This window comes from Mesobacillus subterraneus, assembly GCF_000934845.1.
Lineage (GTDB): Bacteria > Bacillota > Bacilli > Bacillales > Cytobacillaceae > Mesobacillus > Mesobacillus stamsii.
Genome location: NZ_JXIQ01000097.1, coordinates 25,417 through 49,104 on the forward strand (window position 1 = coordinate 25,417; position 23,688 = coordinate 49,104).

Below are 23,688 nucleotides of genomic sequence, written 5' to 3' on the forward strand. Positions count from 1 at the left end.
ATTCCCCAAAACAACTGATTAAAAACGACATTCTCAGCAGATGTCTATTCGAACAAAACCGAATGAACAAGGAGGACAGAAACAGGTTAGCAAACTGGCTAGGAACGAAAAACTAAAGAAACTGCCAACAGAAATTCATTTTGCTTCTGCGGGCAATCTCTTTAGTTTCTGTGTTTATCCTTTTGTTCCAGATGAGAGATTCGAGCCTTCGATAAAGTACTTTTGGAAAAAGAAAAACAAGAAAATGACTGGAAGCAATACTGTAACAGACATTGCCATTAAATAATGCCACTGTGTTTGGACCGTACCTTTAAAGGTTTGCAAGCCTATCTGCAAAGTGTACATGCTTTCATCATTAATATACAGCAATGGTCCTAATAGATCATTCCATGCCCCATTGAAAGAGAAAATCGCCACCGTGATTAAAGCCGGTTTTGTCAATGGAAGCATGATATGCCACCAGATTTGCAAATGTCCCGCTCCATCTAGTACAGCTGCCTCCATCAGTTCATTCGGTATCCCTAACATAAACTGGCGAAGCAAAAAAATGAAAAAGGCACTGCCGAGGAATGCAGGCACTAGCAAAGGCAAGTATGTGTTTACCCATCCAAGTTTGGAAAACAGGATATATTGCGGCACCATTGTAACAAATCCGGGAATCAGCATGGTGGAGAGAACGAGAATAAAAAGTGGATTTCTGCCTTTAAAGTGGATTTTAGCAAAACCGTAAGCAACCAACGAGTTCACTAGCACACTACCGATCGTTCCAACAGAAGCTAGAAAGAGAGTATTCAATGCCCAGCGAGTGAAAGGCGCAGTCTGCCAGGCCTCAATGTAATTGTTGAAATGGAACTCCTTTGGGAAAAATGTCGGTGGATATTGGGCAATCTCAGCAGGGGACTTAAGTGAAGTCGAAATCATCCACCATAATGGCAGCAAAATCAGCATACTGCCAGCAATTAACACAAATGTAACAAATGTGTATTTAACCTTATCCTTAAACTTTTTCGTCTCGTAAAATTTTGGGGCAGACACGGAACTCACTTATCATTTCCTCCTTCATAATGCACCCATCTCTTACCGAGCTTCATATTCACTGAGGTCAAAATCATCACGATGAGAAATAACAGCCATGCCATTGCCGAAGCATATCCCATGTTAAAGACTTCAAAGGCGTTATTCCACATATGCAAATTATAGAACAATAGCGAATTCCCGGGTCCTCCGCTGCCATTTTCCGTCATGACATATGCTTCTTGAAAAATTTGAAATGCTCCAATCGTACTGGTGATAACATCAAAAAAGATAATGGGAGAAATCATTGGCAAGGTAATATAATAAAACTTTTGCCACGGCGAGGCCCCCTCCATGTCAGCTGCTTCATACATTTGCGGCGATACCCCCTGCATAATAGCCAGATACAAAAGCATTCCTCCGCCAACACTCCACATTTTCATCAATAGCAATGCAGGCTTGGTCCAATCAGGATCAAACAGCCACGCTGGCCCTGTAATTCCGATCCAACCTAGCATCGTGTTCACGAGACCAGTTGATGGACTCAATAGCTGCATCCAGAGAAGATAGACTGCCACACCTGATAACACCGCCGGCAGATAATAGATGGTTCGGAAAAACTTCATGCCTTTGATTTTCTGGTTCAGGAGAACAGCCAGAATGATCGCACCGGCAGTCGTCAATGGAACTGAAAATACAACATAATAAACGGTATTAAACAGGGAAGTACGAAATAAATCGTCCATCGTAAACATACTTTTATAGTTTTCTAACCCGACGAAATTCATTTTTGAGGTAATATTGTAATCAGTAAAACTTGCAGCCAGACTGAACAGTAACCCATTGTCAATCCAAGGAACCCAATGATCCATGGGGAAATGAATAAGTACCCTGCTAGATTATCTTTTGCTTTTTTACTTAGACCTTTTTTCACAGTTGCTTCTGGATCTTTACTTTCCGTGGGCACTTTTGGCCCAACTTCTGTGTGCACTAATGTACTTTCAGATATTTTCATCATTCCTAAACCTCCACTTGCAATTTCATTAACACTAGTTCTTATCAAAAAGAGAAGGGCAGTTGCGCCTTCTCTCTTTTTTGCATTATTTCTTCATTTTTTTAATATCTTCTTCCGCTTGCTTGAGTGCTTTTTCAGGTGCAGTTTTTCCTAATAAAGCATTGTCAATATGCGGATTCAATCTGCTCATATAATCTGGGTAATCTATCGGTACCGGGAACATTTTTGTTTGCTTCAAATTTTTGACTGTCGCTTCATAAACCATTTTATCCGGCCCTTTTAGTTCATTTAGAGCTGACTCCGCAGCTTCACTATTCGCCACATTATCATAATTTTTGACGGCCCAGTATTTCTGAGCTTTCACATCTGTCAAATAGCGGATAAAGTCCATCGCTTCTTTTGGATGCTTAGAGCCTTTGGGCACTTCTACAACGAAACCGCCTCCTTCAGCCCAATTTCCTGCACCTTTTTCTTTGGCTGGTATGGGCGCAACGCCAAACTCAACATCCTGACCATAATCCCGTAATTGAGTATAGAATGTACCTACATCGATCCACATGGAAACCTTCCCTGCAATGAACGGATTGGACTGTTCGCTGCCAAATTCAGCCTGGAAAGCTTGGACTGTCCTTTCACCGAGCCCTTCCTTCCAATCAAGAATCCAATTTAGCGCCTCCACTTTTTTTGGGGTGTTAATGGCGAGTTCTCCATCTGCAATAAAACCTTTTCCACCATCTGCATTTATCATCCAACTGGAAGCACCAACACTTCCCCAAAGAGGATAGAACCCAATCCGATCATATTTATCGCCATTTTTCACATCCAATTTTCGAGCATATTCCTCCAGTTCAGACCAAGTTGCTGGTGGTTTATTTGGATCAAGTCCCACTTCTTTGAAAGCTTTTTTGTTATAAAATAGGAGACGTGTATCTGTATTGAATGGAACTGCGTATGTTTTTCCATCCTGTTCGACTGTATCCCACAAATAAGGATAAAACTGCTGTTTGAATGAATCATCCACATACTCACTAATATCCTCTACCTGTTTGTTTTCAGCACGCTGAGCTACGGTATTAATATCATTGACAATTACATCAGCTGGATTGCCGGCTGCAACGGACGCAAGATTCTTGGTCCAAATATCGCCCCAAGGCAAAAAAGTGTGCTTTACAAAGACTTTGTCCTGTGACTGATTGTAATCATTCACTATTTTTTCAATAATTGGCCTGCGTGTTTCTGATCCCCAGAATGTCCAGAAATCAATTACTACCTTCCCATCTTTCGTTTTTTCAGCTTCTGCACTTTGCTCACCTGAGCACCCAGCCAGCAAGCTGATAATCATTGTTACTGCTAGAAAGAAAGCTAGACCCCTCTTCATCACTGATCCTCCTGTAAAGTAAAGTTAATTCATAAATACAACCTCACTATTACCACTCTCACTGACTTTCTAAACTTTTTATGATGGAATGAAAAAGGTGCTTGCACCAATGGCACAAGCACCTATTATCTTCTTATTCCAATCCTTAGAGATAACATGAGCAGCCGACGATAATCAACAGGATAAACAGCACAACGATCAAGACAAATCCGTTGCCGTTTCCAACTCCTCCTACACTACAGCCGCCATATCCACCGTATCCGTACATTCTAAAACCTCCTACCCGAAGTTCAACTTAGTAACCAAAACCCCAAGACGCTCCGATAATGATTAAAAGAATGAACAAAACAACAATTAAGGCAAAGCCTCCGCCGTAGCCGCATCCTTCTGACATCGTAACAACCTCCTTTTTTGTGTCCCTATATCCTATTCAACCGGGGATATTTGTGCAATTAAACAACAAAAAAATACTAGCCCAATTCGAAATGTGGGATAGGGGCACGCAAATAAAAAAAGATTGCCATTTAAGTTGCAATCTTTTTTGAGAATTAATTTATAGGTCCAGTAAAAATTTTGCATATCTTGTCATGCGATCCTTCGTCCATTTAGGGGCAGAAACCATTTTGATGTCGATATGCTCGAGGCCTTTCATCTGGTCTGTTAAATGTTCCCGGGCAGAGAGGGCGATATAATCTGCAAGCATACAATTCTCATTCCTGGTGGTCATTACGATTTCCACATCATGATCGTTTTTGACACTGACTTCATAGACGAGGCCCAGGTTCACAATATCGACTCCTAGCATTGGTTCTTTTACTTCCTCGAGCATTTTATAAATATCTTGCTTATCCATATTGCGAACCTCCCTGCCTTCCCTTTTCTATTTATATGATAAAAGATGGCGGATCGATTTTGGAGCGACATAACTAGTTTTCATATTATTGTCAAGATTAAAAGGCTAATTTGTGTCCTTTCCTGATTTTACAATTAGGGAACGCATAAAATTGCAGACAATCGTACTGATAGCCTGCGGAAGATTCAACCGGTTATTTTTTCTTTTTCCTGCTGTTTTTGTAAGTATAACAGTGTGTCTTTATCGGATGATGTAGGGAGTTCATATCTCGTTTGATATTCCTCAGGACCTTTACCGGTGATTAAAATCCATTCCCCTAAGCTTGCGTTTTCCCATGCATCGCGGATCGCTATCGTTCTATCGGTGATAACCATCCCTTTATTCATCCCATACTGTTTATTTAGTTCCTGCAGCTGATTCTTCATTTCCTCTTCAGAAACACCATTCAAGTCATCGAAAGTCAAAATAAATTCATCACTCATTTCTGCAGACGCTTTGACCATATATTCTCTCTTTGTCGTATCTCGCTCTCCGCGAAATCCGAATATATGCTTTATTTTAACAGCATTATGTTCTTGTGCTGCCTGCAGACAGTATTCGATCGCATCCTTTGTGTGGGCATAATCAATAATGAAGGTTGCACCCTCTGGATGTGAAATCATTTCAAATCTTCCAGGAACACCTGGGAAAGTCTTTAAAGCCTCCGTGATTGCATTAGGATGAATGCCAATTTTGACAGTTGTCAGAAAGGCCATTGCGGCGTTATAGGCATTATGGAGACCAGGGGACGGCAGAGTCAATGGATAAACGATTCCGCCCATTTTTATTTTAAATTTGGTTTCCCCTTTTAGCTGAATATCTTCTATTTTTACATCATCGGTTTGAAGATTGCCCATTGTATAAGTAGGAATCTCTTTAGCGTTCAATCGAACAGTTAATATTTTTCCCCACTTGCACAATCGGCTGACAATTGCCGATCCTGCTGGTTTCATGTAATTGTACATTAGTGTTTTCGCCTCGAAATAATCCTCAATCGTTGGATGGTAATCCAGATGGTCATGGGAAAGATTCGTGAACAGCCCATAATCCAGTTCCAGTCCTTCAATTCGATATTGCTTTAAGGCATGTGATGATACCTCTAAAACAACAAACTCATCGTTGCTTTTGGCCAGCAATTCCTGAATTTGCAAAGCATCTGGGGTTGTATTCGAGGGCTTGTACACCTCATTGTTTATCAGATAAGACACCGTACCAAGCAAGGAACAGCTTTTGCCCGCATACTCTAGAATATGTTTTATCATATAGGAAACAGTCGTTTTCCCGTTTGTACCGGTAACGCCTATCACCGTATGCTTCCTCGATGGATGTTGAAAATAAGCACTGGCGACTCTCCCTAGAGCCATTCTGCTGTCAAACACCTGGATATATGGCACAGCCAAATGATGCTCATTTTCTCCTATCACGGCAGCAGCCCCTTTTTCCATTGCTTCTTGAATAAACTGATGACCATCAATTTGAAATCCAGAAATCGCAACAAACAAATCTCCTGGCTTCACTTTGCGCGAATCCATTTGGATGCCTGTCAATTCAAGGTCTGCACCATTTATGTATTTTTTTAAACTGTTGCCGAGAGCATCCAGTACTTCTGATAACCGCATCTTCAAAAACTCCCTTTTTTCCGCCTGTAAATTACCCATCCGTAACGTAGAATCGGATAGAATTTATCTCCTTTTATATTCCCCTAATTTTTTAAACTATTCCTCGTCTATCGTATAAGAAATCCCTTTTAAAAAAAATGAGCTGAAAGGAGCAGAAGGAGATAAGCGTATCATATCGGACATTGGAGCCAGGCCACACTATAAAAGGCCGACAGTACTGCCAGCCTTTTCCAGTTTTTTAGGTTCATTAATTGGAATATTGAGCCAAATACTTAGAGTTTAGCCTGCTATGTTGCTGTAGCATAAAGGCTGATGTGGTCGAGTCCTTTTTTCTGAGTGTGTTAAGCGCCTCGATCATTTCCTCTGCTGTTCCAATTCCAATTCCATGACCATAGTATAATTCCTTTCCAAGAAAAACCGCGTTTTCGCCTCTCCAAATCGGCATTTCATAATCTGGATTCATGAAATAGACGACATCCCCGGGAATGAATTCACTCCCTTCCAAGGTGATGATCGCCAAATCATGGTCGTAATTCCAGTTCCAGACAAGCAATCCCCTGAATAGATAGTCAAAATCCGTCACTCTGATGGAATCGAGGACCGCTTTGTAGAAAATAATCACCATTGCGGTAGAGCATTCAAACCCATATTCCTGCCCGTTCGTAAAAATGTCAGAAATGGCATCTGACGGTCTCACATTAGGATTCAGTAAATAGCCACTTGGACCTTTTGTCCAATAGACTGGATTGAATTTAGAGTATTTAAATGAGGTAAAGGCTACCGAAGCATTTTTCAGGCCCAGCGCCGCTTCAATGATATTTCCCCTTAACCTAATTTCAAATAAGAGTTGAAAGTTTGTATCAAACTCAAACAATGTCAGGCTATGATCCAGAGCTTCGAATATTTCCTTCTGTTTTCCAGACAGATTTTGCAGCTTTTGCTTCCCATCCGCATCTGGAAACCGGATAATTATCATGATGCTTCCCCTCCATATTCCAATAATTAAACATACATTCTAACTGTATGAAGGATTACGGCACAAAAGACATTGGACATCGGGTAAATTGGAATTGTGAAATCATTAGAAACGATAATGTTTTAAATAGACTTAAAAGGGGTACTTTCGTTGTTAAAAGGTTTGATAATCACAAAAAACTCGAAAGCATGGTTCCATTAGAACAGAAAGGGAGCCAGATGAAAAAGAGAGGTGAAAAGGATGGTTAAAAAGTCAACTCCTGTAGATAACACGCAAAACATGGACAATCCAGAACAGTATAGTACCCGAAAAAAAAGTCTCCATGATACATTCAAAAGTGAGTTAACTGTTGATCCCATTCCAATCGAAGACCTTAATCAGGAAAAGCAAGAAGAAAAGGACGGTCATCATACAAAGGATTCATCTTCAAGCGAAAAGAAATATATGGATAGTGATCAATAAAAATTAGCCCTGGGAATCCAGGGCTAAGCTGTTTAATGACAGAAAAAACAATTATTGTTCAAACTTTTGTTAAAATTAACAGTAGATGTAGAAGATGACTTGATTCCATAAGAAGATTATAGTAATCTATTGGTATAAAGAATGTGAATTATTTCACAAAAATGATTATAAAAACCAATTCTAGGTTTTATTTTTTTTCATCGGTATTGTGAAATATATCACAATGATAAATCGGAAAGAAGGAGATCCAATGAAAACTCCCAAAATAGTGATACTCGGTGCAGGGTATGGCGGCTTGATTACAAGCCGGCAACTGGAGAAATCACTGAGTGACGGCGAAGCAGAAGTAACGTTGATCAATAAACATGATTACCATTATATTTCAACCCAGCTTCATAAAACTGGCGCCGGAACGGCATCAGACGATAAAATCGCGCTGCACATTCCAAATTTGCTCAAGACAAATAAGATTCACTTTAAAAAAGGAACCGTTCAGAATGTTGACTTCGGTAAAAAGAAAGTCTATCTTGATTCTGGCGATAAAATAGAGTATGACTACTTGCTGATCTCTCTAGGTTTTGATGTCGCTACCTTTGATATTCCAGGAGTAGAAGAAAATGCCTTTAAAATCAAAAGCTTTCAAAGCACAAAAGCTATTTATAACCATATTCTCAGACAGTTCGCTGCTTACAAAATTGATTCTGATCCATCTAGACTTACCTTTGCGGTAGCCGGAGCAGGTTTTACCGGTATTGAAATGGTGGGCGAACTCATTGAAGCATTGCCAAATCTTTGCCGCGCCTATGATATTCCTTTTTCCAAAACAAGAATCATTACTATTGAAGCTTGTCCCACCATTCTGCCAGGATTTGATCAAGAAGCAATTGATTTTACAACCACTTATTTTAAAAAGAACAATGTTGAATTAATGACCTCTACTAAAATACGAAAATGTTCTCCAACTTCAATTGACTTGGACAATGGAGAAGTACTTCCGTCCAAAACATTGATTTGGGCTGCTGGTGTTCGCGGTAATTTCCTCCTAGAAAAACTAAATTTGCCTATTTCAAGAGGCCGTATTCCGGTTGATGAATTTTTACGGGTAAAAGGTGTAGAAAATGTCTTTTGCATCGGGGATGCTGCATTATGCATGAAGGATGAGAAAAATGCCCTTCCTCCGACTGCACAAGTGGCCTTACAACAGGCAGTTTTATGTGGTCCTAATATGATTGCCAGCCTGAGGGGGGAACCGCTTAAACCTTTCATGTATCATCATAAAGGCACGGTCGCTTCCATTGGAAATAAGGTGGCCGTAGGAAAAGTGTTCGGGTTGAAAATCTCCGGTTCATTTGCTGCTTTAATGAAGCAGGTGATCGAGGCGCGCTACCTCTTAATGCTTGGTGGTCCTAGCCTCATCATTAAGCAGCTACTTAAAATCAAAAAGCCTTATACAGATGTTTCCACTGTCTCCAATCAAAAATAACATACCAAAGCATCGGTGCAGTTCCTAGGAATCCTGCCCGATGCTTCAGTTAATTTTGTGATGCAGTCAGCGAGTTTTGCGGAGGCCGTTTCCCACGTTGCAAATCATCAATCGTTAGTCCGAAACGCATTTCAAAATGAGGATAATCTTTAAAGTGCTCCCAATCTCCTCCCCATTGAAATCCAAGTTCCTTGGCTATAGCAACTACCTCCATCCAATCCGATTTTCCGTTCCCATTTCCGTCATAGGCTGTATCCCACAATGCTTTCCCTTGTTTATCCAATAAGGCAAAATCTATTGCTAGGCCAAAATTATGATAAGAATCCCCAGCTTTTGCGTGGGTGACAATTTGACCATCTGTCGTCCTGCCCTTTTGATACAAAAAATCTTGTTCCTGGAAACTCCTGAATCCATCCGTCACAATGATGCTGATCCCTGAATCAGCAGCCGTCTTGACCAACGTTTCCTTTTTCTCCAAGACAAGCGGATGGAGGTCCTTTGGCAGAGTAGCATCTTCCTGTACTTCCGATCTATTAAGAAACTGGGAATATAACAGAAGCACCATCAAAATCAACAAGAAAGTGACGGATGCATTCCCAAACAGCTTTTTATTCACGATAAAAATCCTTTCCGTAAATCTTTCAGTCTATTATAATACGAATTGGAGCCATTAAGGGTTTCATAGAAAAATAAAGGAATGCTTCCGAAAATTCCCTCTTGCTAACACATCTTGCTCATGATATATTAATCAAGCGATGAGCTGAATTGTGTAAGCCGGTTGACACTCCTTCGCGGAAATGCACGATGTGGCGTGCAGTCAATCGCCTCAATACGCAGAAAGACGCCTTCTAGGCGTCTTTCTTTTTTATGTCTTGCTTTCTGTTTAATCAATTTTACTCCTCTTTTATCTTGGTAACCTCTAAATAGGCAATATGGTATTCATCGATCTCAATGATTTTGAAAAGAAACCCTTCTTCCTCAATCTCGTCACCAATTTCCGCATCCATATTCTTGGTCATGAACCACCCGCCAATAGTGTCCACATCTTCTTCGGAAATATGGATGCCTAGCAGATCATTCACTTCATCAATCAATACTCTTGAGCTGAAAAGATAATGGCCTTCTTTTATCTTTCTAATTTCGGCTATTTCATCTACATCAAATTCGTCACGGATGTCCCCAACGATTTCCTCCAAAATATCCTCCACAGTTACGAGGCCAGAGGTGCCCCCATACTCATCGATCAAGATTGCCATATGGATGCGTTCTTTCTGCATCTTCACGAGCAAATCATGTATGGGAATGTTCTCAATCACCTTAATGACTGGCTTAATAAATGATGACAAAATCGATTCTTTTTGGAGCTCCCTTTGTGTCAATTTCGCAGTCAGTATTTCTTTGATATTAATCATTCCAACAACATTATCCTTTTCCCCATCGACTACAGGGTATCGGGTGTATTTCTCCTCTTGAATCACATCAATAATTTTTTCCACATCGTCCGAAATGTCAAACGTAACAATTTCCGTTCTAGGAACCATAATTTCTTTAGCGATCCGCTCATCAAATTCAAAAATATTATTAACAAAGTTCAATTCATTCTGGTTAATTTCTCCACTTTCAAAGCTCTCCGATAATAGAATCCGCAGCTCCTCCTCTGAATGAGCTATATCATGTTCGGAGGCCGGCTTTATGCCAAATAAACCGACCAAAAGCCGGGCTGATCCATTCAGCGCCCAAATAAAGGGATACATTATTTTATAAAACAAAATAATTGGCTTTGAAAATGCCATGCTGATTGCTTCTGCTTTTTGGATAGCAACCGTCTTAGGGGCAAGTTCTCCCACTACAACATGCAAAAAAGTAATCGAAGCAAACGCGATAGCAAACGATAAGAGACCAGATAATGACTCATTTAGATGCAAGCTTTCAAAAACGGGATGGAGCACCGCTTCCACTGTCGGTTCCCCTAACCAGCCTAAGCCAAGAGCCGTTATGGTAATCCCAAGCTGACAGGCAGACAAATATTCATCGAGATGCGTGATGACATGTTTAGCTGATTGCGCCCCTTTCCTTCCTTCTGCAATCAGTTGATCAATCCGTGAACTCCTAACTTTCACAATTGCAAATTCAGTTGCAACGAAAAAACCAGTCAATGCAATTAACAAAATCACTAACAATAAATTCGTAATAATCAATGGGCAAGCCTTACATATTGTAAGGCATTCACCTCCTACAGAGCAGTTCCTTCAAAATTTCATTGAAATCATTCTTTACATTATACCCTTTTGTTTAACAGCTAACACCTTTTATTCACTTAGTCCAAGTATTCGAAACTTTTAAAAGTAAGAATGCATAATCTTAATTTAGAATTTTCCGCTTAACTATTTTTAAATTTTACCGAAAATAACAATAACGATATTTTCGCTAGGCAGAATCAAAAGGAGTGGACAAATTGCGTTTTATGAAAAGAAAGATCGCTGTTAAAAAGAAAAAAGCAGTCGGACCCCTACTCAAAGGGCATATGAGTTTAAAGCTGAAGATCGTCTCCTTGAGTATCATTTCCATCCTTATCCTTGCAATTGCAACAACTTTATATGCCCAGTATACGATAAAGTCCAGTAATTTCGAGTCAATGGAAGCTGAACTCATGACCATTTCAAGCTTATTGGCGGATCAGGTATCCGTTGGAAAAGCTAATACCATCATCGGCAATCCATCTAAGAACAATCCCGGTGTCACTTCAATGCAAAAACAAATGGATCTAATTCTTAAGGAAAACCCCTTAATACATAATCTCTATTTGATCACTCAGGATGGAAATAAATTCATCGTTCCAACGATGAGTTCAGCAATGATGAAGGATGACCTCACCTATGGTTCACAATATTCCAGCGGAAAAGCGTTTGATCAAGCTGCAATGGAGGCTTTTAAGGAAAACAAAAGAACGACTACGGATATATTTAAGTCAGATACTGGGGCAAAAATGACCGGGTTTGCTCCCATTACCGACATGAGCGGAAAGGCAATTGCCTTATATGGGGTCGAGTTTGACGTTTCCCAAATCAATAAGAAAATCAATCGTGAAGTTGCAGGGATTTGGGTCATGTCGATCATTATCCTGCTCCTTTCAAGCACAGCTATGTATATCTTGGTTTCAAGGCTGATTAAACCATTAAATAAGATTAAAAATTTGACGTCGAATATTGCAAATGGTGATTTATCGCAAGATGACATCAAGGTACGTTCAAAAGATGAGATCGGTGCCTTAGCAGAAAGCATCAATGTAATGACTTCATCGCTTCGCACCTTGGTTTCACAGGTGCAAGCAAGCACGAAGGAAGTTTCCAATGAAACAACAGGGTTATCAAGTGTTGCTTCCAGCTCTGTTGAAGCCATCAGGGAATTAACGGCAGCGAACCAACAGGCGGCAGCAAGTACACAGGAACAGAATGCCAATATTGAGGAAATGCAAGCAACATTGGAAGAAATCAATGCAGGAATTGAAGAAATTAACGCTTCCGCACAGCAGGCTAGCTTCATTGCCAAAAATTCAACTGCCACTTCCAAAGAAGGCACGAAAAGGATTGATGAAATGCTGGAGGGACTGGAATTAGTTGACGAAAACACAAATCATCTGGCTAATATTATTACAGAGCTGGAAAAGCAATCAGACAAAATTACCCAATTCGTTAAGATCATTAACACCATTTCGGACCAAACAAACCTGTTGGCATTGAACGCAGCCATAGAAGCGGCAAGGGCTGGTGAACACGGAAAAGGGTTTGCAGTGGTCGCAAGTGAAGTCAGAAAGCTTGCTGAAGAGAGTGCGAAGTCAGCTGCAACCATTATTACCATTGTAAATGAAAATGTCCAAAATACACGCAATGCAGTAGATTACATCTTTAAGACAAGAGAAGCAGTACAATACAATAAAAACCTGTCCACTCACGCCAAAGAAACACTGAAGGATATATATGAAACCACTTTAGAGATTGAGGATAACTCAAACAATATTGCTTCGGCGATTGAACAGCAGGTGATTGCGATCGAACAAATCACAAACTCACTCGACACCGTCTCACAGGCTTCCCAGCAGATTGCAGCAGGAACTAGCCGGACAGATCAATCGACTCAGGAACAATTGCGAATCGCTGAAAATGTGAATGAAACAACGAAAACCCTGCAACAAACAGCTTTAGAGTTAGAAAAACTGACCGCCCAGTTTAAATTATAGAAAAGATAAAAAGGATGCCTGTGGCATCCTTTTTATCTTTTCCTGAATCCTTCTTCTTCTAAATACTGTTTTGCTTCATTATAAGATAGAAATGTGCCATCCAAATTTAGGCCGGCATATACATTCCAGCTGTCTTCTTCATGAACTAAGATTAGCGTGTGATTCTCTGTATTGACCCAGCGCTCGTCTTTATAGTCTTCGATAATAGCTGATTCAATCGTATTGCTAGCTGTAAGTGACTCAATGGAGAGTTCAATGATCGTTTTTAGCTCGTCCCCAGTAAAATCGCGAATATTCACCATCCCCTTCCCATCAGACTCATATCCATCTAAAAATTCTCCATAGACATACCCATTTCCGTTTGGATGTAAGTGATAGACAACAATTTTCTTATCATAGCTGCTATCTGGATAATGAAAGTTCACACGGTTCATAGAAACATTTTTTCGTTCAAGCTCTTGGAAAGATTCAATAATGGAAAGTTTTTGATCAAAAGTCAGCATAATTGCCTCCAGATTCAGAAAGATTTTATGATTCTGTTCATTATAACATTTGGCAAACACATAACAAAAAATTACTTTATTATTGTCAAAGCCTTATTCAGACAGAACCAAAGCAGTCCGGACCCATTGGACTTCTTCCCGAAACCTGTCCGAACTTTGGACTACTTCGGACTACTTTTGCCTGTTTTCCCCTAAACCTATCCGAACTTTGGCTAACTTCGGACTACTTTGACCTATTTTCCCTGAAACCTGTCCGAACCTTGGCTAACTTCGGACTACTTTTGCCTGTTTTTCCTAAAACCTGTCCGAACTTTGGCCTACTTCGCTACTTTTTCCGGTTTTGCCTGAAACCTGTCCGAACTTTGGCCTACTTCGGACTACTTTTGCCGGTTTTGCCCGAAACCTGTCCGAACTTTGGACTACTTCGGACTACTTTTGCTGGTTCTGTCCGAAACCTGTCCGAACTTTGGACTACTTTTGCCTGTTTTCCCCTAAACCTATCCGAACCTTGGCTAACTTCGGACTATTTTGACCTATTTTCCCTGAAACCTGTCCGAACCTTGGCTAACTTCGGACTACTTTTGCCGGTTTTTCCTGAAACCTGTCCGAACTTTGGCTAACTTCGGACTACTTTTGCCGGTTTTGTCCGAAACCTGTCCGAACTCCGACCTACTTTGGACTACTTTGACCTATTTTCCCTGAAACCTGTCCGAACTTATTCCATTAATCTATGAGAGTTATTCATAATAAGTATCAGAAGTCCTACCAGTTGATACGTAGTTCTTCTTCAAAACTTTCGTAATTGTTTTCTTACTGATTTTTCCATCGCACCATTCATTGATAATCTGCGTCGTTATTTTAATTTCCGGAAAGAGAATTTTTAAATCTTGAATAGATCGCAGAACAGCTTGTTCAATCCTTTCCTGTTCACCACATTTACCGCAAACCAAATCAAAATTTTTAATCTCCGTTTTAAATGAACCACAAATATGGCAGTACATCCCTTTTTTCAATTTTTCATAATTATAGTCTGGCAGAGTGGTATACGGATTTTTCTCATGATGCAATTCAAGTAATTTTTGGGCGAGTAGTTTATGATTCTGACCTAACTTAGAAGGTGTATCATTTAGTTCTTTTAAAAAACGATTTATCTGGGTTGGTAAAATAATTGGCTGGTCCATAGGGGCTTGATATAGCGTGAATTCTAGGTTGTTAAAAACAAGAGAAGCCTGGACGAGGTAATCAAATTTGAGGTTTTGAAGTAGTTGACGAAATAGTGTCTCACTCGGCTTTAATTGGATAACAGAATTTTTGTATTCTTTGCCATTTTTCACTGAGTAAAGTCTATCTGATTCTAAATAAAAATCCCCTTCATGATATTTCACATCCAATAGATGGATCAACGCCCCACTAATTATTACCTTATCAATTTGAAAAAAAGAATTATTTACTTCAAGCAAAAGATCATCAATTATATACCTTTCTTCTGAAAGGTTATCAGTCAACCGATCAAATTCAACCTCTCCTTTATATCCCTTTTCCAGATTTGCAAGATGAAATTTTTCTTTTGAGGACCACTCCATTCTAGTGTTTAAACACCTAGATGCAATTAATTCCAACGATTCCGATCTTTTTTTAAGTATCATATGCCACTTCCTTTCTTTAAGTTTATTGTAATCTAATTAGCCGTCCATCTTTATGAATATTTCGTTAACATTTTCCCCGCATACAAAACCCGCCTGAATTTGTTTCTTCAGACGGGTTTTCCTTCTATTCTTCCTGCTTTACTTTTGCTTGAATTCCATTCCGAATTTCATCTGTAGATGCTTCGATGCTGTTTTTGACATTGGCTTTTCCTGAGAAGTTCTCGATCAGTTCTTTGACATCAATACCTGATGATGCTTTTAGTGATTCCTGGAGTGTTGACATTAAATTCGTCGCATAGCTGGTTACTTTGTTTGCTCCGCCATTGGGCCCACTGCTACCAGTATCGACAACGGTAATTTTATCTATGTTGCCAAGAGGAGCTGCTATCTGCTTCGCGTATTCAGGAAGCATTTTTACGATCATATCGAGAATAGCTGCCTGGCCAAACTGTTCAAATGCCTCGGCAATCTTTTCTTTTGCCTCTGCTTCCGCGATTCCTTTCAGGCGGATGATTTCAGCTTCTGTTTCCCCCTGTGCTCGCTCGGCATCAGCCTTTGCGAGTCCATCCATGCGGATTCTTTCTGCTTCGGCACGAGCCATTGCTTCAATGCGGTATTTATTTGCATCTGCTTCGGCGATTTGTCTTGCTTTGTCTGCGGCTGCAGATTGCTCAACTGAGTAGCGGTCTGCATCGGCTTTTTTCTTGACCTCGGAATCATATTGCCGTTCACGGCGGAGAATTTCTTTTTCCTCGAGCTCGATTTGCTTTTGGCGCTCGATGATCTTGACCTGCATTTCCTGTTCTGTTACCTCTTGCTGGGCTCGGGCATTTTCGAGGTCATATGCTTGGTCGGCACGAGCCTTGGCAATGTCTTGTTCACGGCGGAACTCAGCCCTTTTCAACCCATTGATTTTTTCAGCTTCGGCGATTTCAGTCGCACGTTCAAATTCGGCTTTCTTCGCTTCTTTATCTGCTTCCGCTTTTTTGATGCGTGTTTCTTTTTCTGCATCAGCAGTTGCGATATCTGCATCACGTTTTACTTGGGCAATTCGAGGTTTCCCTAGAGAATCAAGGTACCCATTTTTGTCTCGGACATCTTTAATCGTAAACGAAACAATCACTAATCCCATTTTTGCAAGATCCTGGGAAGCAACGCGCTGGACTTCCTGGGAGAATTTATCACGATTTTTATAGATTTCTTCGACAGTCATCGATCCTAAAATCGATCGAAGATGCCCTTCTAATACTTCTTTCGCTTCATTTTCCCGATCTTCTTTTGACTTGCCAAGGAACTGTTCAGCAGCAGTGGCGATTTCAATAATGGATCCGCCAATTTTGATTATCGCAGTACCGTCTGCCATCACGGGTACTCCCTGTTCTGTGTAGACCTCCGGAGTTGTTACTTCAAGTTTACTGGACAGCAGGCTGAGCGGGCGAGATTGTTGAAACACCGGAAGGATGAATGTACCCCCGCCCCTGATGATCTTGATCTTATTATTCGATTCATCTGTATGCACATTGCGGCTGCCAAGGAAACTTCCTGTCACAATCAAGGCTTCATCCGGTCCAGCCGTTTTGTATTTTGTGATGAAAACGGCGACCAATGCGATGAGTAAAAAAACTACAAAACCAATTACGATAAACATTAGATCCATACCTTCTCCTCCTAAAAATCGGTCTCTAATTCTTCATATAATTTTACTTGCAGCACTCCGTTTTCAATGTCGATCACGAGTACTTTTTTGCCATAAGGAATATTGGTGTTTGTGAAGCTGACTGCCGGTTTGGAGATGCGGCCACTTATATTCTCAAGCAAGACTTCCCCATATCCATCTGACGGAATCCCAGTGATGACGGTACCAATTCTTCCCCGCAAGTCACTCTCTTTGTAGACAAGTGACTCCTCAGCTTTCGATAAAGGAAGTAACACAAACACATTCATTAAAGTGACAAGAATAAGAGCAATAATGGCTGCTGCTCCAGCAATCAACAAGCTGTTCAGCCTAGTGAAAATTTCGCTTAAATATCCCCCTGCAGAAAAAATTGTCACAAATGAAAAAATCAATGTCGGATTCACAAAAGGAATTGCTTCTGTCAGTCCTTCAAGGGCGTCACCGAAAAAAAGATAAAGAATCGTGATAACACCCGAAATCACCAATCCGTATAAGTAAATTGTTTCTATCGGCATGCCCAATCACCCCTCGCTAAAATCGAAATTCCTACCCTCCCTTATTCCATATATTTCTTGATATGTAATACGATTGAACTGGAAAAAAGTTTCAAGCTTTATTAAAATGATTCATTTCTCCTTCACTGGATGCAAATTAGTCCTTGACCGAAAATAAGCTTAGCGAAAAAAGACCGCAAAGAGATTCGATGGAAATCGACCCTCTCTGCAGTCTAAATCTGTTTGCAGGCTTCCTGGCATTATTTTTTATTTTTATCCTGTTCATTGCTTGCCGCTTTCTCCAGTCTCCTGAATCTCCTTAAATCTGCCGGTCTAATTGGCAATGGTTCTTTTTTCAGGAGCTTAAGGATCGAAAATATCAACAGCAGAAGCAAGACTGTAAATGGAAGTGCGGCAATTAAGGAAGCAGTCTGTAAAGCTTCCAGTCCACCGGCGTATAGAAGGACTGCAGAAATAGCAGCCATTAGTGTACCCCAGACAATTTTAGCAAAAATGGGAGGATTTAAGCTTCCAGATGTGGTCATACTTGCAAGGATATAGGTTGCTGAATCTGCTGAAGTGACCAGAAATGTGAAAATCAAAATAATCGATAGAATCGATAGGATGGTTGACATTGGTAAAACTTCAAATGTCTTGAATAAAGCAGATGTTAAATCAGCATCGACTGCTGCAGCAATACCCGTGTCATTCTGCAGATCATTCCATAATGCCGTCCCGCCGAATGCGGCAATCCATAGACAAGCGATCACAGGAGGAATCACCATGACACCAAAAATATATTCGCGTATTGTTCTGCCCTTTGAAACCCGGGCCACGAATGCCCCAACAAATGGCGACCAGGCAATAGCCCATGCCCAGTAGAAGATTGTCCAGTCCCTTGTCCAGGTTCCTTCCTGGTAAGGCTGCAGCCTGAGGCTGTACTGAATGAAGTTGGCAAAATAATCCCCGATTGCAAGTGTGAAGCTTTCCAAAATAAAAACAGTAGGCCCGGCAATCAGAACGAACAATAAGAGAACCAGGGCAAGTCCTAGATTTAGATTGCTCAACATCGCAATTCCTTTATTAAGCCCAGTGGAAGAAGAAATCATATAGGCAATGAAAATGACTAAAATAATCCCCAATTGAATCATGATTGAATTCTCCGTATCAAAAACAGCATTCAATCCGCCATTCATTTGCAGAACACCAAGCCCCACAGATGTGGCGATTCCCATCACCGTTGCAATAACTGCGAGTGTGTCAATCGTATTTTTCACTACAGGCTTTGTACCTGTAATCGGCTCAAGAGCTGTAGAAACCAAGCCGTCTTTTTGTTTCCTGAACTGAAGGAAACCAATTACCAATCCAACAATCGCAAACACGGACCACTGACTTACACCCCAGTGAAAAAAGGAATATCCCATCGCAACTCTTGCTGCACTGCGGGATTCCCCTTCTATATTTGAAAACGGAGTAGCGAAGAAATGACTCATTGGTTCTGCGATTCCCCAGAAAACAAGCCCTGCTCCGAATCCAGCTGAAAAAAGCATGCCAATCCAGGTGAAAAAGGAGAATTCAGGTTTTTCTCCTTCACCGCCAAGGCGGATGGATCCATATTTACTAACAGCCAGTCCAATCAGGAATAAAACAATAATGAACACGGCAAGCAAATAGAACCAGCCAAAATTCACCGTCGTAAATCGAAACAAATCACCAGCTACCGCGCCAAATCTCTTAGGCATGGCAGCACCAACTACGACGAACAATAAGATCACCGCAGCTGAAACTGTAAAAACAAAGTTCGATAAAATATTTTTGAGCATGTCAGCCTCCATAAGATCTATGATTTTTCCGTAATGCAAAAAGAAAAGCGCAAGCGCCTTGGTCAGCCCCGACAAACGCTGCCCGCCTAGAATGCCACGTCCTGTGCCTCGGATTGCCGACCAGAGAAGTCGTTCTTTCTTATTCTTTTTAGTTAATTTGTATTCTGCATTCTTTTTCCCTTAAATATCCTCAACGCAACGAACTTTTCCCGCTTGTTCCCGTCCAATAAACAAACGCTTAGAAGCCTAAGCGTTCAAACATTAAAAAATATTGCTTAAAAACTCACGTGTGCGTTCTTCTGTTGGATTTTCAAAAAACTCTTCTGGCCGTCCGACTTCGACGATTCTGCCTCCATGCATGTATACAACCCAATCAGCCACCTCGCGGGCAAATCCCATTTCATGTGTAACGACGACCATTGTCATTCCTTCTTCTGCAAGCTCCTTCATCGTTGTTAAAACTTCTCCAACTAATTCAGGATCGAGAGCTGAAGTTGGCTCATCAAACAACATGATGTCAGGTTTCATCGCTAGGGCTCTTGCAATAGCTACCCTTTGCTTCTGTCCACCTGACAGCTTGGATGGATATACTTTTTCTTTATCGGCAAGTCCAACCTTTGCAAGTAGTTCTTTTGCCTCTTTGATCGCCTGTTCCTTGCTGACACCCTTCACATGGACTGGTGCCTCCATAATGTTCTCAATCACGTTTTTATGAGGAAATAGGTTAAAGTGCTGGAAAACCATGCCGATTTTCTGACGTACTTTATTCAAATCATGGCTATCAGCATTAATTTCCTCCCCTTCAATGATAATTTGCCCATTATCTTTGATTTCCAAAAAGTTCAGGCAGCGCAGCAAGGTGCTTTTTCCCGAGCCGCTGGCGCCAATCAGGCAGACCACGTCACTTTCTTTGACATTTATATCGACATCCTTCAATACATGAAGATCGCCAAATGATTTATTCAATTTCTTAACTTCAATCATATCCCGTCCGTCCAAATTTATTTCCTCCTTAGTCACTTACGGATAGTTTTTTCTCAAGCAATCTAACTACAATAGATATCAAATAAACAAGGAATAGATAGTAAACGGCAACTATGAGCAAATAGGTCATATTGTCAAAATCGTTTGATCCCATTGTTGTTGCGACATTGAATAATTCATACATTCCAATGAAGGCTGCTAGTGATGAATCCTTGAGGCCGATGATGAATTGATTCCCAAGCGGAGGCAGGGCACGGCGAAAAGCTTGTGGCAGGATAATTCGTCTCATGCTAAGGGATCTGCTCATTCCTAGAGACCGACCTGCTTCCATCTGGCCTTTGTCAATGGATTGGATAGTTCCTCGGAAGATTTCCGCAATATACGCCCCGTTATGGAAAGCAAGACCAAGTGCTACTGACCAGAAGGCCGATATATTAAAACTCGTCATTCCAAAATAGAAGATAAAAATCTGGACAATTAATGGAGTTCCTCTAACCAGATAAATATAGGCATCCGCAATCCATTGCAATACTTTGACTCCTGAAATTTTTAAAAAGGCGAAAAATAGCCCAATAAAAATTGCGATTAAAATCGAAATTGCTGTAACTTGCAACGTGAGCATCATGCCTTTGAGAAAGACATCATACGTGGCAAAAAAAACATCTATAACATGCGTTAGGCTTGGCAAAATACATTCAACTCCCTATTGGCTCATATTCATTCATTCATTCATGTTATCAAACAGGATATTTAAGCAGAAACGAATGTGCGGGATAACCGCACATTCGCCAAAGTTAACAACCTATTATTCCGGTTTGACCGTGATGTCTTCACCAAAATAGTTTTCACTGATTTTTTTCAACGTTCCATTTTCTCTCAAAGTATCCAAGGCTTCGTTGACTTTTTTCAGCAGTTCATCGTTGTCTTTGGCTATTGCAATTGCCTGCTCGCTTCGGCCAAGAAGCTCTTTTCCTTCAATCTCAAGGCCAGCGCCAATTGCTTCCTTACCTGTAATAAAGTCCGTTATAACAGCGTCGTGCCTGTTGTTGGCTAACGCTTCCAAAGCAGTTACGTCACTGTCATAAAGCACAATATTATCTGTCACTTCTTCAGCAGATGTTGCATAAGTGGACCCTTTTGCAACAGCTATTTCCAATCCTTCTAAATCTGAAAGCTTCTCAACCTTACTGTCAGGTCTGACAAAAATCTGCGGTCCCGAATAGTAGTATGGAGTAGAAAAATCAACATGCTGCGACCGTTCTTCATTGATGGTATGACTTGCCACAGCAGCATCAAAGCGTCCTGTTTTCACACCTTCCACAATGCTCGCAAACTTGAATTTTTGTTGGTTCGGTTCTAGACCGAGCTCCTTAGCTACTGCTTCGGCGACATCGATGTCAAAACCAGTCATCTGTCCCTCTCCATTCGTTACGCTGAATGGCTTGAATTCACCCGAGGACGCAAAAGTGAACTTTCCGTTCTCAGCCAGCTTCATTCCGCCTGCACCTGATGTTGTTTCCTCGCTGCCACAAGCAGCCAGTAGACCTGAAATGGTCACAATAGAAATAATTAACGAAACTATTTTCTTCACTGTTTAAAACTCCCCCTCATAATCTATAAACTTTTTATCTGTTAATCGGCATCATAAAATTATTTGAAAACCGCAACATTCAACCTTGCAATCATCTACCCTCTTTTCTTCCGAACGAAACTTTTTCTGCAAAACAGTTCTTTTGACCTCTTACACAGGATAAGTTTACCTGGACAAGAATATATTTATAAATATAATTGTAACAATCGTGTAATATTCATACAAAATCCTAATTGTCTGATAATTAACGAAAATAGGTGATAATACTTCTTCTCCTTCACTCAGCTTGGCGAGCCTCCCTATTCCCGTCCTATACTCATCGATGCGCTCGATTCTTCATTGTACGACAAGATATGCGGAAAAAACACACTATATAAAAAAAGCCAGAACCACTAAATGCATGGCCTGGCATTACTCTAAAGATGTTATGAAGTTTTCAGAGGGGTAGACAAGAAAAATGGACGCGATCAAACTCCGGTGAAGTCAATAACGAACCTTACAACCACCTAAAACCTTTTCGTTCTTCTCCTTCTTCTCCCACATCAGAGTTGCTTTCTTCTTTTCTTTCATGATCTTCATCGGTATCAAGTGCCTGACTTTTTCGCGGACCATAAAAAGCGAAAGGGTGCCTTCTTTCCCCTTGCTGCTCTCTTTCCACGTCGTGAATGATTTTTACTTCCTTAGCATAGATTGTCAGTTGATCAACATGAATTTCCTTGCCCGGTTTTTCCTTTGACATCATTTCACCTCCAGTATTTTTGTTCAGTACTATTCTATTCTTTCTCTAGGGAAAGGGTATAGGCAATAACTTTTTCTCTTTTCCCATAATGAGGAAGTTAGATCTTGATTTTTAAGTTCCTGAGTTCGTTTATAATCATTCACCTGGGGAAAAATTCAACAGACTATTTTTTAACCCTATGAAGGAGGTTCTAACTTCATGTTCGGTTTTTCAGATTTTTTAAGTTTTCTCCTTGCCCTATTTTTCATTTATCCGATTGTTTCACTCGTCCATGAATTAGGACATTCCTTCTTTGCATGGCTGTTCGGCGGCAAATTCAGTTTTTCACTTGGACGAGGGAGAACAGTTTTTAAAAAAGGACCCTTTATCTTGAATAGCATGTATTTTTTGGATGCCTTTTGCGAATACGGCCAGTTAAAATGGAATAATAGGCTTACCCACTTTCTAGTCCATGCCGGAGGAGTAATTTTTAATCTTGGCTCCGTAGTGGTCCTAAACATTCTGATTTCCAAAAATATCATAGAACCTCAAACATTTTTTGTCCAATATTCCTATTTTTCAGTCTGGTTGGCAGCTTTTTCGTTGATACCAGTCGATTATGGAAATGAAAATTACAGTGACGGCCTTTCCATTTACCACGTCCTTAGAAACCATAAATGGCCAAAATTAACCGGGTAAAGAAGAAAAGCCTGAATCCCTTGTTAATCAAAGGATTCAGGCGTCAGTTCCAATATGATTCCTACTGGGTTCGAACCAGCGACCTCTACCCTGTCAAGGAAAGCTCCCAAGTTGGATGTATTCCAAATTAATTTGAAGAACCCTTATTTGTCGGCTGTTTCAACGACCTATTTCCGATGTAAAATGGTGTGTTTGGAGGTACTATGAAAGAGTTTCACCCGCAGTTCACCCTCATAGTTAATTATTTAGATACGTTTCTGTACCAATAGTTAGGAGATATTTTGTTTCATAAAGTGCCTTGTAAAATATGCTCTTGTATCTTCATGAGTCAAGGTTTCCAATACTTCCTGTTTTTCAATAAACTTAATCATGTTTATTTCATCATCTATTGGCTTTAGACCTTGTATATACAAAGCGTGAATGTTTTAGTTCGGGTTGAGTAGCCTGTTCTTGTCTGCGCACCTTGTCTAGTGCTTCAT

At 40.5% G+C, this 23,688-nt stretch carries 24 protein-coding genes; 4 read left to right on the forward strand and 20 right to left on the reverse strand.

Annotation, left to right across the window (positions count from 1 at the left end; translation table 11 throughout):
• Nucleotides 1-174 precede the first annotated feature (174 nt).
• From UB32_RS12400 to UB32_RS12425, 9 genes are all read right to left on the reverse strand, one after another.
• Complete coding sequence (locus tag UB32_RS12400) at nucleotides 175-1,044, reverse strand: carbohydrate ABC transporter permease (protein WP_044394225.1); 870 nt, start codon at nucleotides 1,042-1,044, stop codon at nucleotides 175-177.
• Nucleotides 1,041-1,760, reverse strand: coding sequence for a carbohydrate ABC transporter permease (locus UB32_RS12405; RefSeq protein WP_347230913.1), 720 nt, complete (start codon nucleotides 1,758-1,760; stop codon nucleotides 1,041-1,043). The genes UB32_RS12400 and UB32_RS12405 overlap by 4 nt, the downstream gene beginning before the upstream one ends.
• Nucleotides 1,761-1,798: 38 nt before the next feature.
• Nucleotides 1,799-2,032 (reverse strand): hypothetical protein, encoded by a 234-nt coding sequence (locus tag UB32_RS20780; RefSeq protein ID WP_347230914.1) that lies wholly within the window; start codon nucleotides 2,030-2,032, stop codon nucleotides 1,799-1,801.
• An 82-nt stretch (nucleotides 2,033-2,114) separates the two neighbouring features.
• Entirely contained in the window at nucleotides 2,115-3,407 is a 1,293-nt protein-coding gene (locus tag UB32_RS12410; RefSeq protein WP_044394226.1) for an ABC transporter substrate-binding protein, read from the reverse strand.
• 145 nt (nucleotides 3,408-3,552) lie between these two features.
• Complete coding sequence (locus UB32_RS19505) at nucleotides 3,553-3,675, reverse strand: YjcZ family sporulation protein (protein ID WP_084221826.1); 123 nt, start codon at nucleotides 3,673-3,675, stop codon at nucleotides 3,553-3,555.
• Between the two features lie 27 nt (nucleotides 3,676-3,702).
• Nucleotides 3,703-3,801 carry a YjcZ family sporulation protein gene (locus tag UB32_RS19510; protein ID WP_084221827.1) on the reverse strand — a complete coding sequence of 33 codons (99 nt, stop codon included), beginning with the start codon at nucleotides 3,799-3,801 and terminating at the stop codon, nucleotides 3,703-3,705.
• A gap of 159 nt (nucleotides 3,802-3,960) precedes the next feature.
• The gene (locus tag UB32_RS12415; RefSeq protein ID WP_044394227.1) at nucleotides 3,961-4,260 is read right to left on the reverse strand and encodes a metal-sulfur cluster assembly factor; all 300 of its coding nucleotides are present in this window, start codon (nucleotides 4,258-4,260) and stop codon (nucleotides 3,961-3,963) included.
• A 185-nt stretch (nucleotides 4,261-4,445) separates the two neighbouring features.
• On the reverse strand, nucleotides 4,446-5,918 hold the full coding sequence (locus UB32_RS12420; protein ID WP_044394257.1) for a UDP-N-acetylmuramoyl-L-alanyl-D-glutamate--2,6-diaminopimelate ligase: 1,473 nt from the start codon (nucleotides 5,916-5,918) through the stop codon (nucleotides 4,446-4,448).
• 247 nt (nucleotides 5,919-6,165) lie between these two features.
• Nucleotides 6,166-6,894, reverse strand: coding sequence for a hypothetical protein (locus tag UB32_RS12425; protein WP_044394229.1), 729 nt, complete (start codon nucleotides 6,892-6,894; stop codon nucleotides 6,166-6,168).
• 240 nt (nucleotides 6,895-7,134) lie between these two features.
• Here UB32_RS12425 and UB32_RS12430 point away from each other — a divergent pair, with 240 nt between their 5' ends.
• Nucleotides 7,135-7,356 (forward strand): hypothetical protein, encoded by a 222-nt coding sequence (locus UB32_RS12430; RefSeq protein WP_044394230.1) that lies wholly within the window; start codon nucleotides 7,135-7,137, stop codon nucleotides 7,354-7,356.
• Nucleotides 7,357-7,606: 250 nt separating this feature from the next.
• Nucleotides 7,607-8,839 (forward strand): NAD(P)/FAD-dependent oxidoreductase, encoded by a 1,233-nt coding sequence (locus UB32_RS12435; RefSeq protein ID WP_044394232.1) that lies wholly within the window; start codon nucleotides 7,607-7,609, stop codon nucleotides 8,837-8,839.
• A 49-nt stretch (nucleotides 8,840-8,888) separates the two neighbouring features.
• Here UB32_RS12435 and UB32_RS12440 read toward each other — a convergent pair whose 3' ends face one another.
• Together UB32_RS12440 and UB32_RS12445 are read right to left on the reverse strand one after the other, a co-directional pair.
• On the reverse strand, nucleotides 8,889-9,455 hold the full coding sequence (locus UB32_RS12440; RefSeq protein ID WP_241768499.1) for a M15 family metallopeptidase: 567 nt from the start codon (nucleotides 9,453-9,455) through the stop codon (nucleotides 8,889-8,891).
• A gap of 277 nt (nucleotides 9,456-9,732) precedes the next feature.
• Nucleotides 9,733-11,037 carry a hemolysin family protein gene (locus UB32_RS12445; protein ID WP_044394234.1) on the reverse strand — a complete coding sequence of 435 codons (1,305 nt, stop codon included), beginning with the start codon at nucleotides 11,035-11,037 and terminating at the stop codon, nucleotides 9,733-9,735.
• A 266-nt stretch (nucleotides 11,038-11,303) separates the two neighbouring features.
• Here UB32_RS12445 and UB32_RS12450 point away from each other — a divergent pair, with 266 nt between their 5' ends.
• The gene (locus tag UB32_RS12450) at nucleotides 11,304-13,076 is read left to right on the forward strand and encodes a methyl-accepting chemotaxis protein (RefSeq protein ID WP_241768501.1); all 1,773 of its coding nucleotides are present in this window, start codon (nucleotides 11,304-11,306) and stop codon (nucleotides 13,074-13,076) included.
• A 32-nt stretch (nucleotides 13,077-13,108) separates the two neighbouring features.
• On the opposite strand, the gene UB32_RS12455 is transcribed toward UB32_RS12450, so the two are convergent.
• From UB32_RS12455 to UB32_RS12495, 9 genes are all read right to left on the reverse strand, one after another.
• Nucleotides 13,109-13,579, reverse strand: coding sequence for a hypothetical protein (locus UB32_RS12455; RefSeq protein ID WP_044394235.1), 471 nt, complete (start codon nucleotides 13,577-13,579; stop codon nucleotides 13,109-13,111).
• A gap of 737 nt (nucleotides 13,580-14,316) precedes the next feature.
• Entirely contained in the window at nucleotides 14,317-15,225 is a 909-nt protein-coding gene (locus UB32_RS12460; protein ID WP_044394236.1) for a nuclease-related domain-containing protein, read from the reverse strand.
• A 124-nt stretch (nucleotides 15,226-15,349) separates the two neighbouring features.
• Entirely contained in the window at nucleotides 15,350-16,882 is a 1,533-nt protein-coding gene (locus UB32_RS12465) for a flotillin family protein (protein WP_044394238.1), read from the reverse strand.
• Nucleotides 16,883-16,893: 11 nt separating this feature from the next.
• The gene (locus UB32_RS12470) at nucleotides 16,894-17,415 is read right to left on the reverse strand and encodes a membrane protein (RefSeq protein WP_044394239.1); all 522 of its coding nucleotides are present in this window, start codon (nucleotides 17,413-17,415) and stop codon (nucleotides 16,894-16,896) included.
• A 239-nt stretch (nucleotides 17,416-17,654) separates the two neighbouring features.
• Nucleotides 17,655-19,217, reverse strand: coding sequence for a BCCT family transporter (locus UB32_RS12475; protein WP_044394261.1), 1,563 nt, complete (start codon nucleotides 19,215-19,217; stop codon nucleotides 17,655-17,657).
• Nucleotides 19,218-19,478: 261 nt separating this feature from the next.
• The gene (locus UB32_RS12480) at nucleotides 19,479-20,201 is read right to left on the reverse strand and encodes an amino acid ABC transporter ATP-binding protein (protein WP_084221829.1); all 723 of its coding nucleotides are present in this window, start codon (nucleotides 20,199-20,201) and stop codon (nucleotides 19,479-19,481) included.
• A 28-nt stretch (nucleotides 20,202-20,229) separates the two neighbouring features.
• A complete protein-coding gene (locus UB32_RS12485; RefSeq protein ID WP_044394242.1) occupies nucleotides 20,230-20,889 on the reverse strand; it encodes an amino acid ABC transporter permease in 660 nt (219 codons plus the stop codon).
• 117 nt (nucleotides 20,890-21,006) lie between these two features.
• A complete protein-coding gene (locus UB32_RS12490; protein ID WP_044394244.1) occupies nucleotides 21,007-21,792 on the reverse strand; it encodes a transporter substrate-binding domain-containing protein in 786 nt (261 codons plus the stop codon).
• 496 nt (nucleotides 21,793-22,288) lie between these two features.
• Nucleotides 22,289-22,531 carry a hypothetical protein gene (locus UB32_RS12495; protein ID WP_044394245.1) on the reverse strand — a complete coding sequence of 81 codons (243 nt, stop codon included), beginning with the start codon at nucleotides 22,529-22,531 and terminating at the stop codon, nucleotides 22,289-22,291.
• Nucleotides 22,532-22,729: 198 nt separating this feature from the next.
• Between UB32_RS12495 and UB32_RS12500 the strand changes: the two genes are divergently transcribed.
• Nucleotides 22,730-23,209, forward strand: coding sequence for a hypothetical protein (locus UB32_RS12500; RefSeq protein WP_044394247.1), 480 nt, complete (start codon nucleotides 22,730-22,732; stop codon nucleotides 23,207-23,209).
• The last annotated feature ends 479 nt before the right edge of the window (nucleotides 23,210-23,688 follow it).

Bases quoted from the DNA above. Each gene is read 5' to 3' on its own strand.
- UB32_RS12475 (WP_044394261.1), bottom strand. From the start codon at position 19,217: ATGCTCAAAAATATTTTATCGAACTTTGTTTTTACAGTTTCAGCTGCG.
- UB32_RS20780 (WP_347230914.1), bottom strand. From the start codon at position 2,032: ATGATGAAAATATCTGAAAGTACATTAGTGCACACAGAAGTTGGGCCA.
- UB32_RS12465 (WP_044394238.1), bottom strand. From the start codon at position 16,882: ATGGATCTAATGTTTATCGTAATTGGTTTTGTAGTTTTTTTACTCATC.
- UB32_RS12415 (WP_044394227.1), bottom strand. From the start codon at position 4,260: ATGGATAAGCAAGATATTTATAAAATGCTCGAGGAAGTAAAAGAACCA.
- UB32_RS12430 (WP_044394230.1), top strand. From the start codon at position 7,135: ATGGTTAAAAAGTCAACTCCTGTAGATAACACGCAAAACATGGACAAT.
- UB32_RS12435 (WP_044394232.1), top strand. From the start codon at position 7,607: ATGAAAACTCCCAAAATAGTGATACTCGGTGCAGGGTATGGCGGCTTG.
- UB32_RS19510 (WP_084221827.1), bottom strand. From the start codon at position 3,801: ATGTCAGAAGGATGCGGCTACGGCGGAGGCTTTGCCTTAATTGTTGTT.
- UB32_RS12405 (WP_347230913.1), bottom strand. From the start codon at position 1,760: ATGGACGATTTATTTCGTACTTCCCTGTTTAATACCGTTTATTATGTT.
- UB32_RS19505 (WP_084221826.1), bottom strand. From the start codon at position 3,675: ATGTACGGATACGGTGGATATGGCGGCTGTAGTGTAGGAGGAGTTGGA.
- UB32_RS12480 (WP_084221829.1), bottom strand. From the start codon at position 20,201: ATGATTGAAGTTAAGAAATTGAATAAATCATTTGGCGATCTTCATGTA.
- UB32_RS12470 (WP_044394239.1), bottom strand. From the start codon at position 17,415: ATGCCGATAGAAACAATTTACTTATACGGATTGGTGATTTCGGGTGTT.
- UB32_RS12500 (WP_044394247.1), top strand. From the start codon at position 22,730: ATGTTCGGTTTTTCAGATTTTTTAAGTTTTCTCCTTGCCCTATTTTTC.
- UB32_RS12450 (WP_241768501.1), top strand. From the start codon at position 11,304: ATGAAAAGAAAGATCGCTGTTAAAAAGAAAAAAGCAGTCGGACCCCTA.
- UB32_RS12420 (WP_044394257.1), bottom strand. From the start codon at position 5,918: ATGCGGTTATCAGAAGTACTGGATGCTCTCGGCAACAGTTTAAAAAAA.
- UB32_RS12495 (WP_044394245.1), bottom strand. From the start codon at position 22,531: ATGTCAAAGGAAAAACCGGGCAAGGAAATTCATGTTGATCAACTGACA.
- UB32_RS12410 (WP_044394226.1), bottom strand. From the start codon at position 3,407: ATGAAGAGGGGTCTAGCTTTCTTTCTAGCAGTAACAATGATTATCAGC.
- UB32_RS12425 (WP_044394229.1), bottom strand. From the start codon at position 6,894: ATGATAATTATCCGGTTTCCAGATGCGGATGGGAAGCAAAAGCTGCAA.
- UB32_RS12455 (WP_044394235.1), bottom strand. From the start codon at position 13,579: ATGCTGACTTTTGATCAAAAACTTTCCATTATTGAATCTTTCCAAGAG.
- UB32_RS12460 (WP_044394236.1), bottom strand. From the start codon at position 15,225: ATGATACTTAAAAAAAGATCGGAATCGTTGGAATTAATTGCATCTAGG.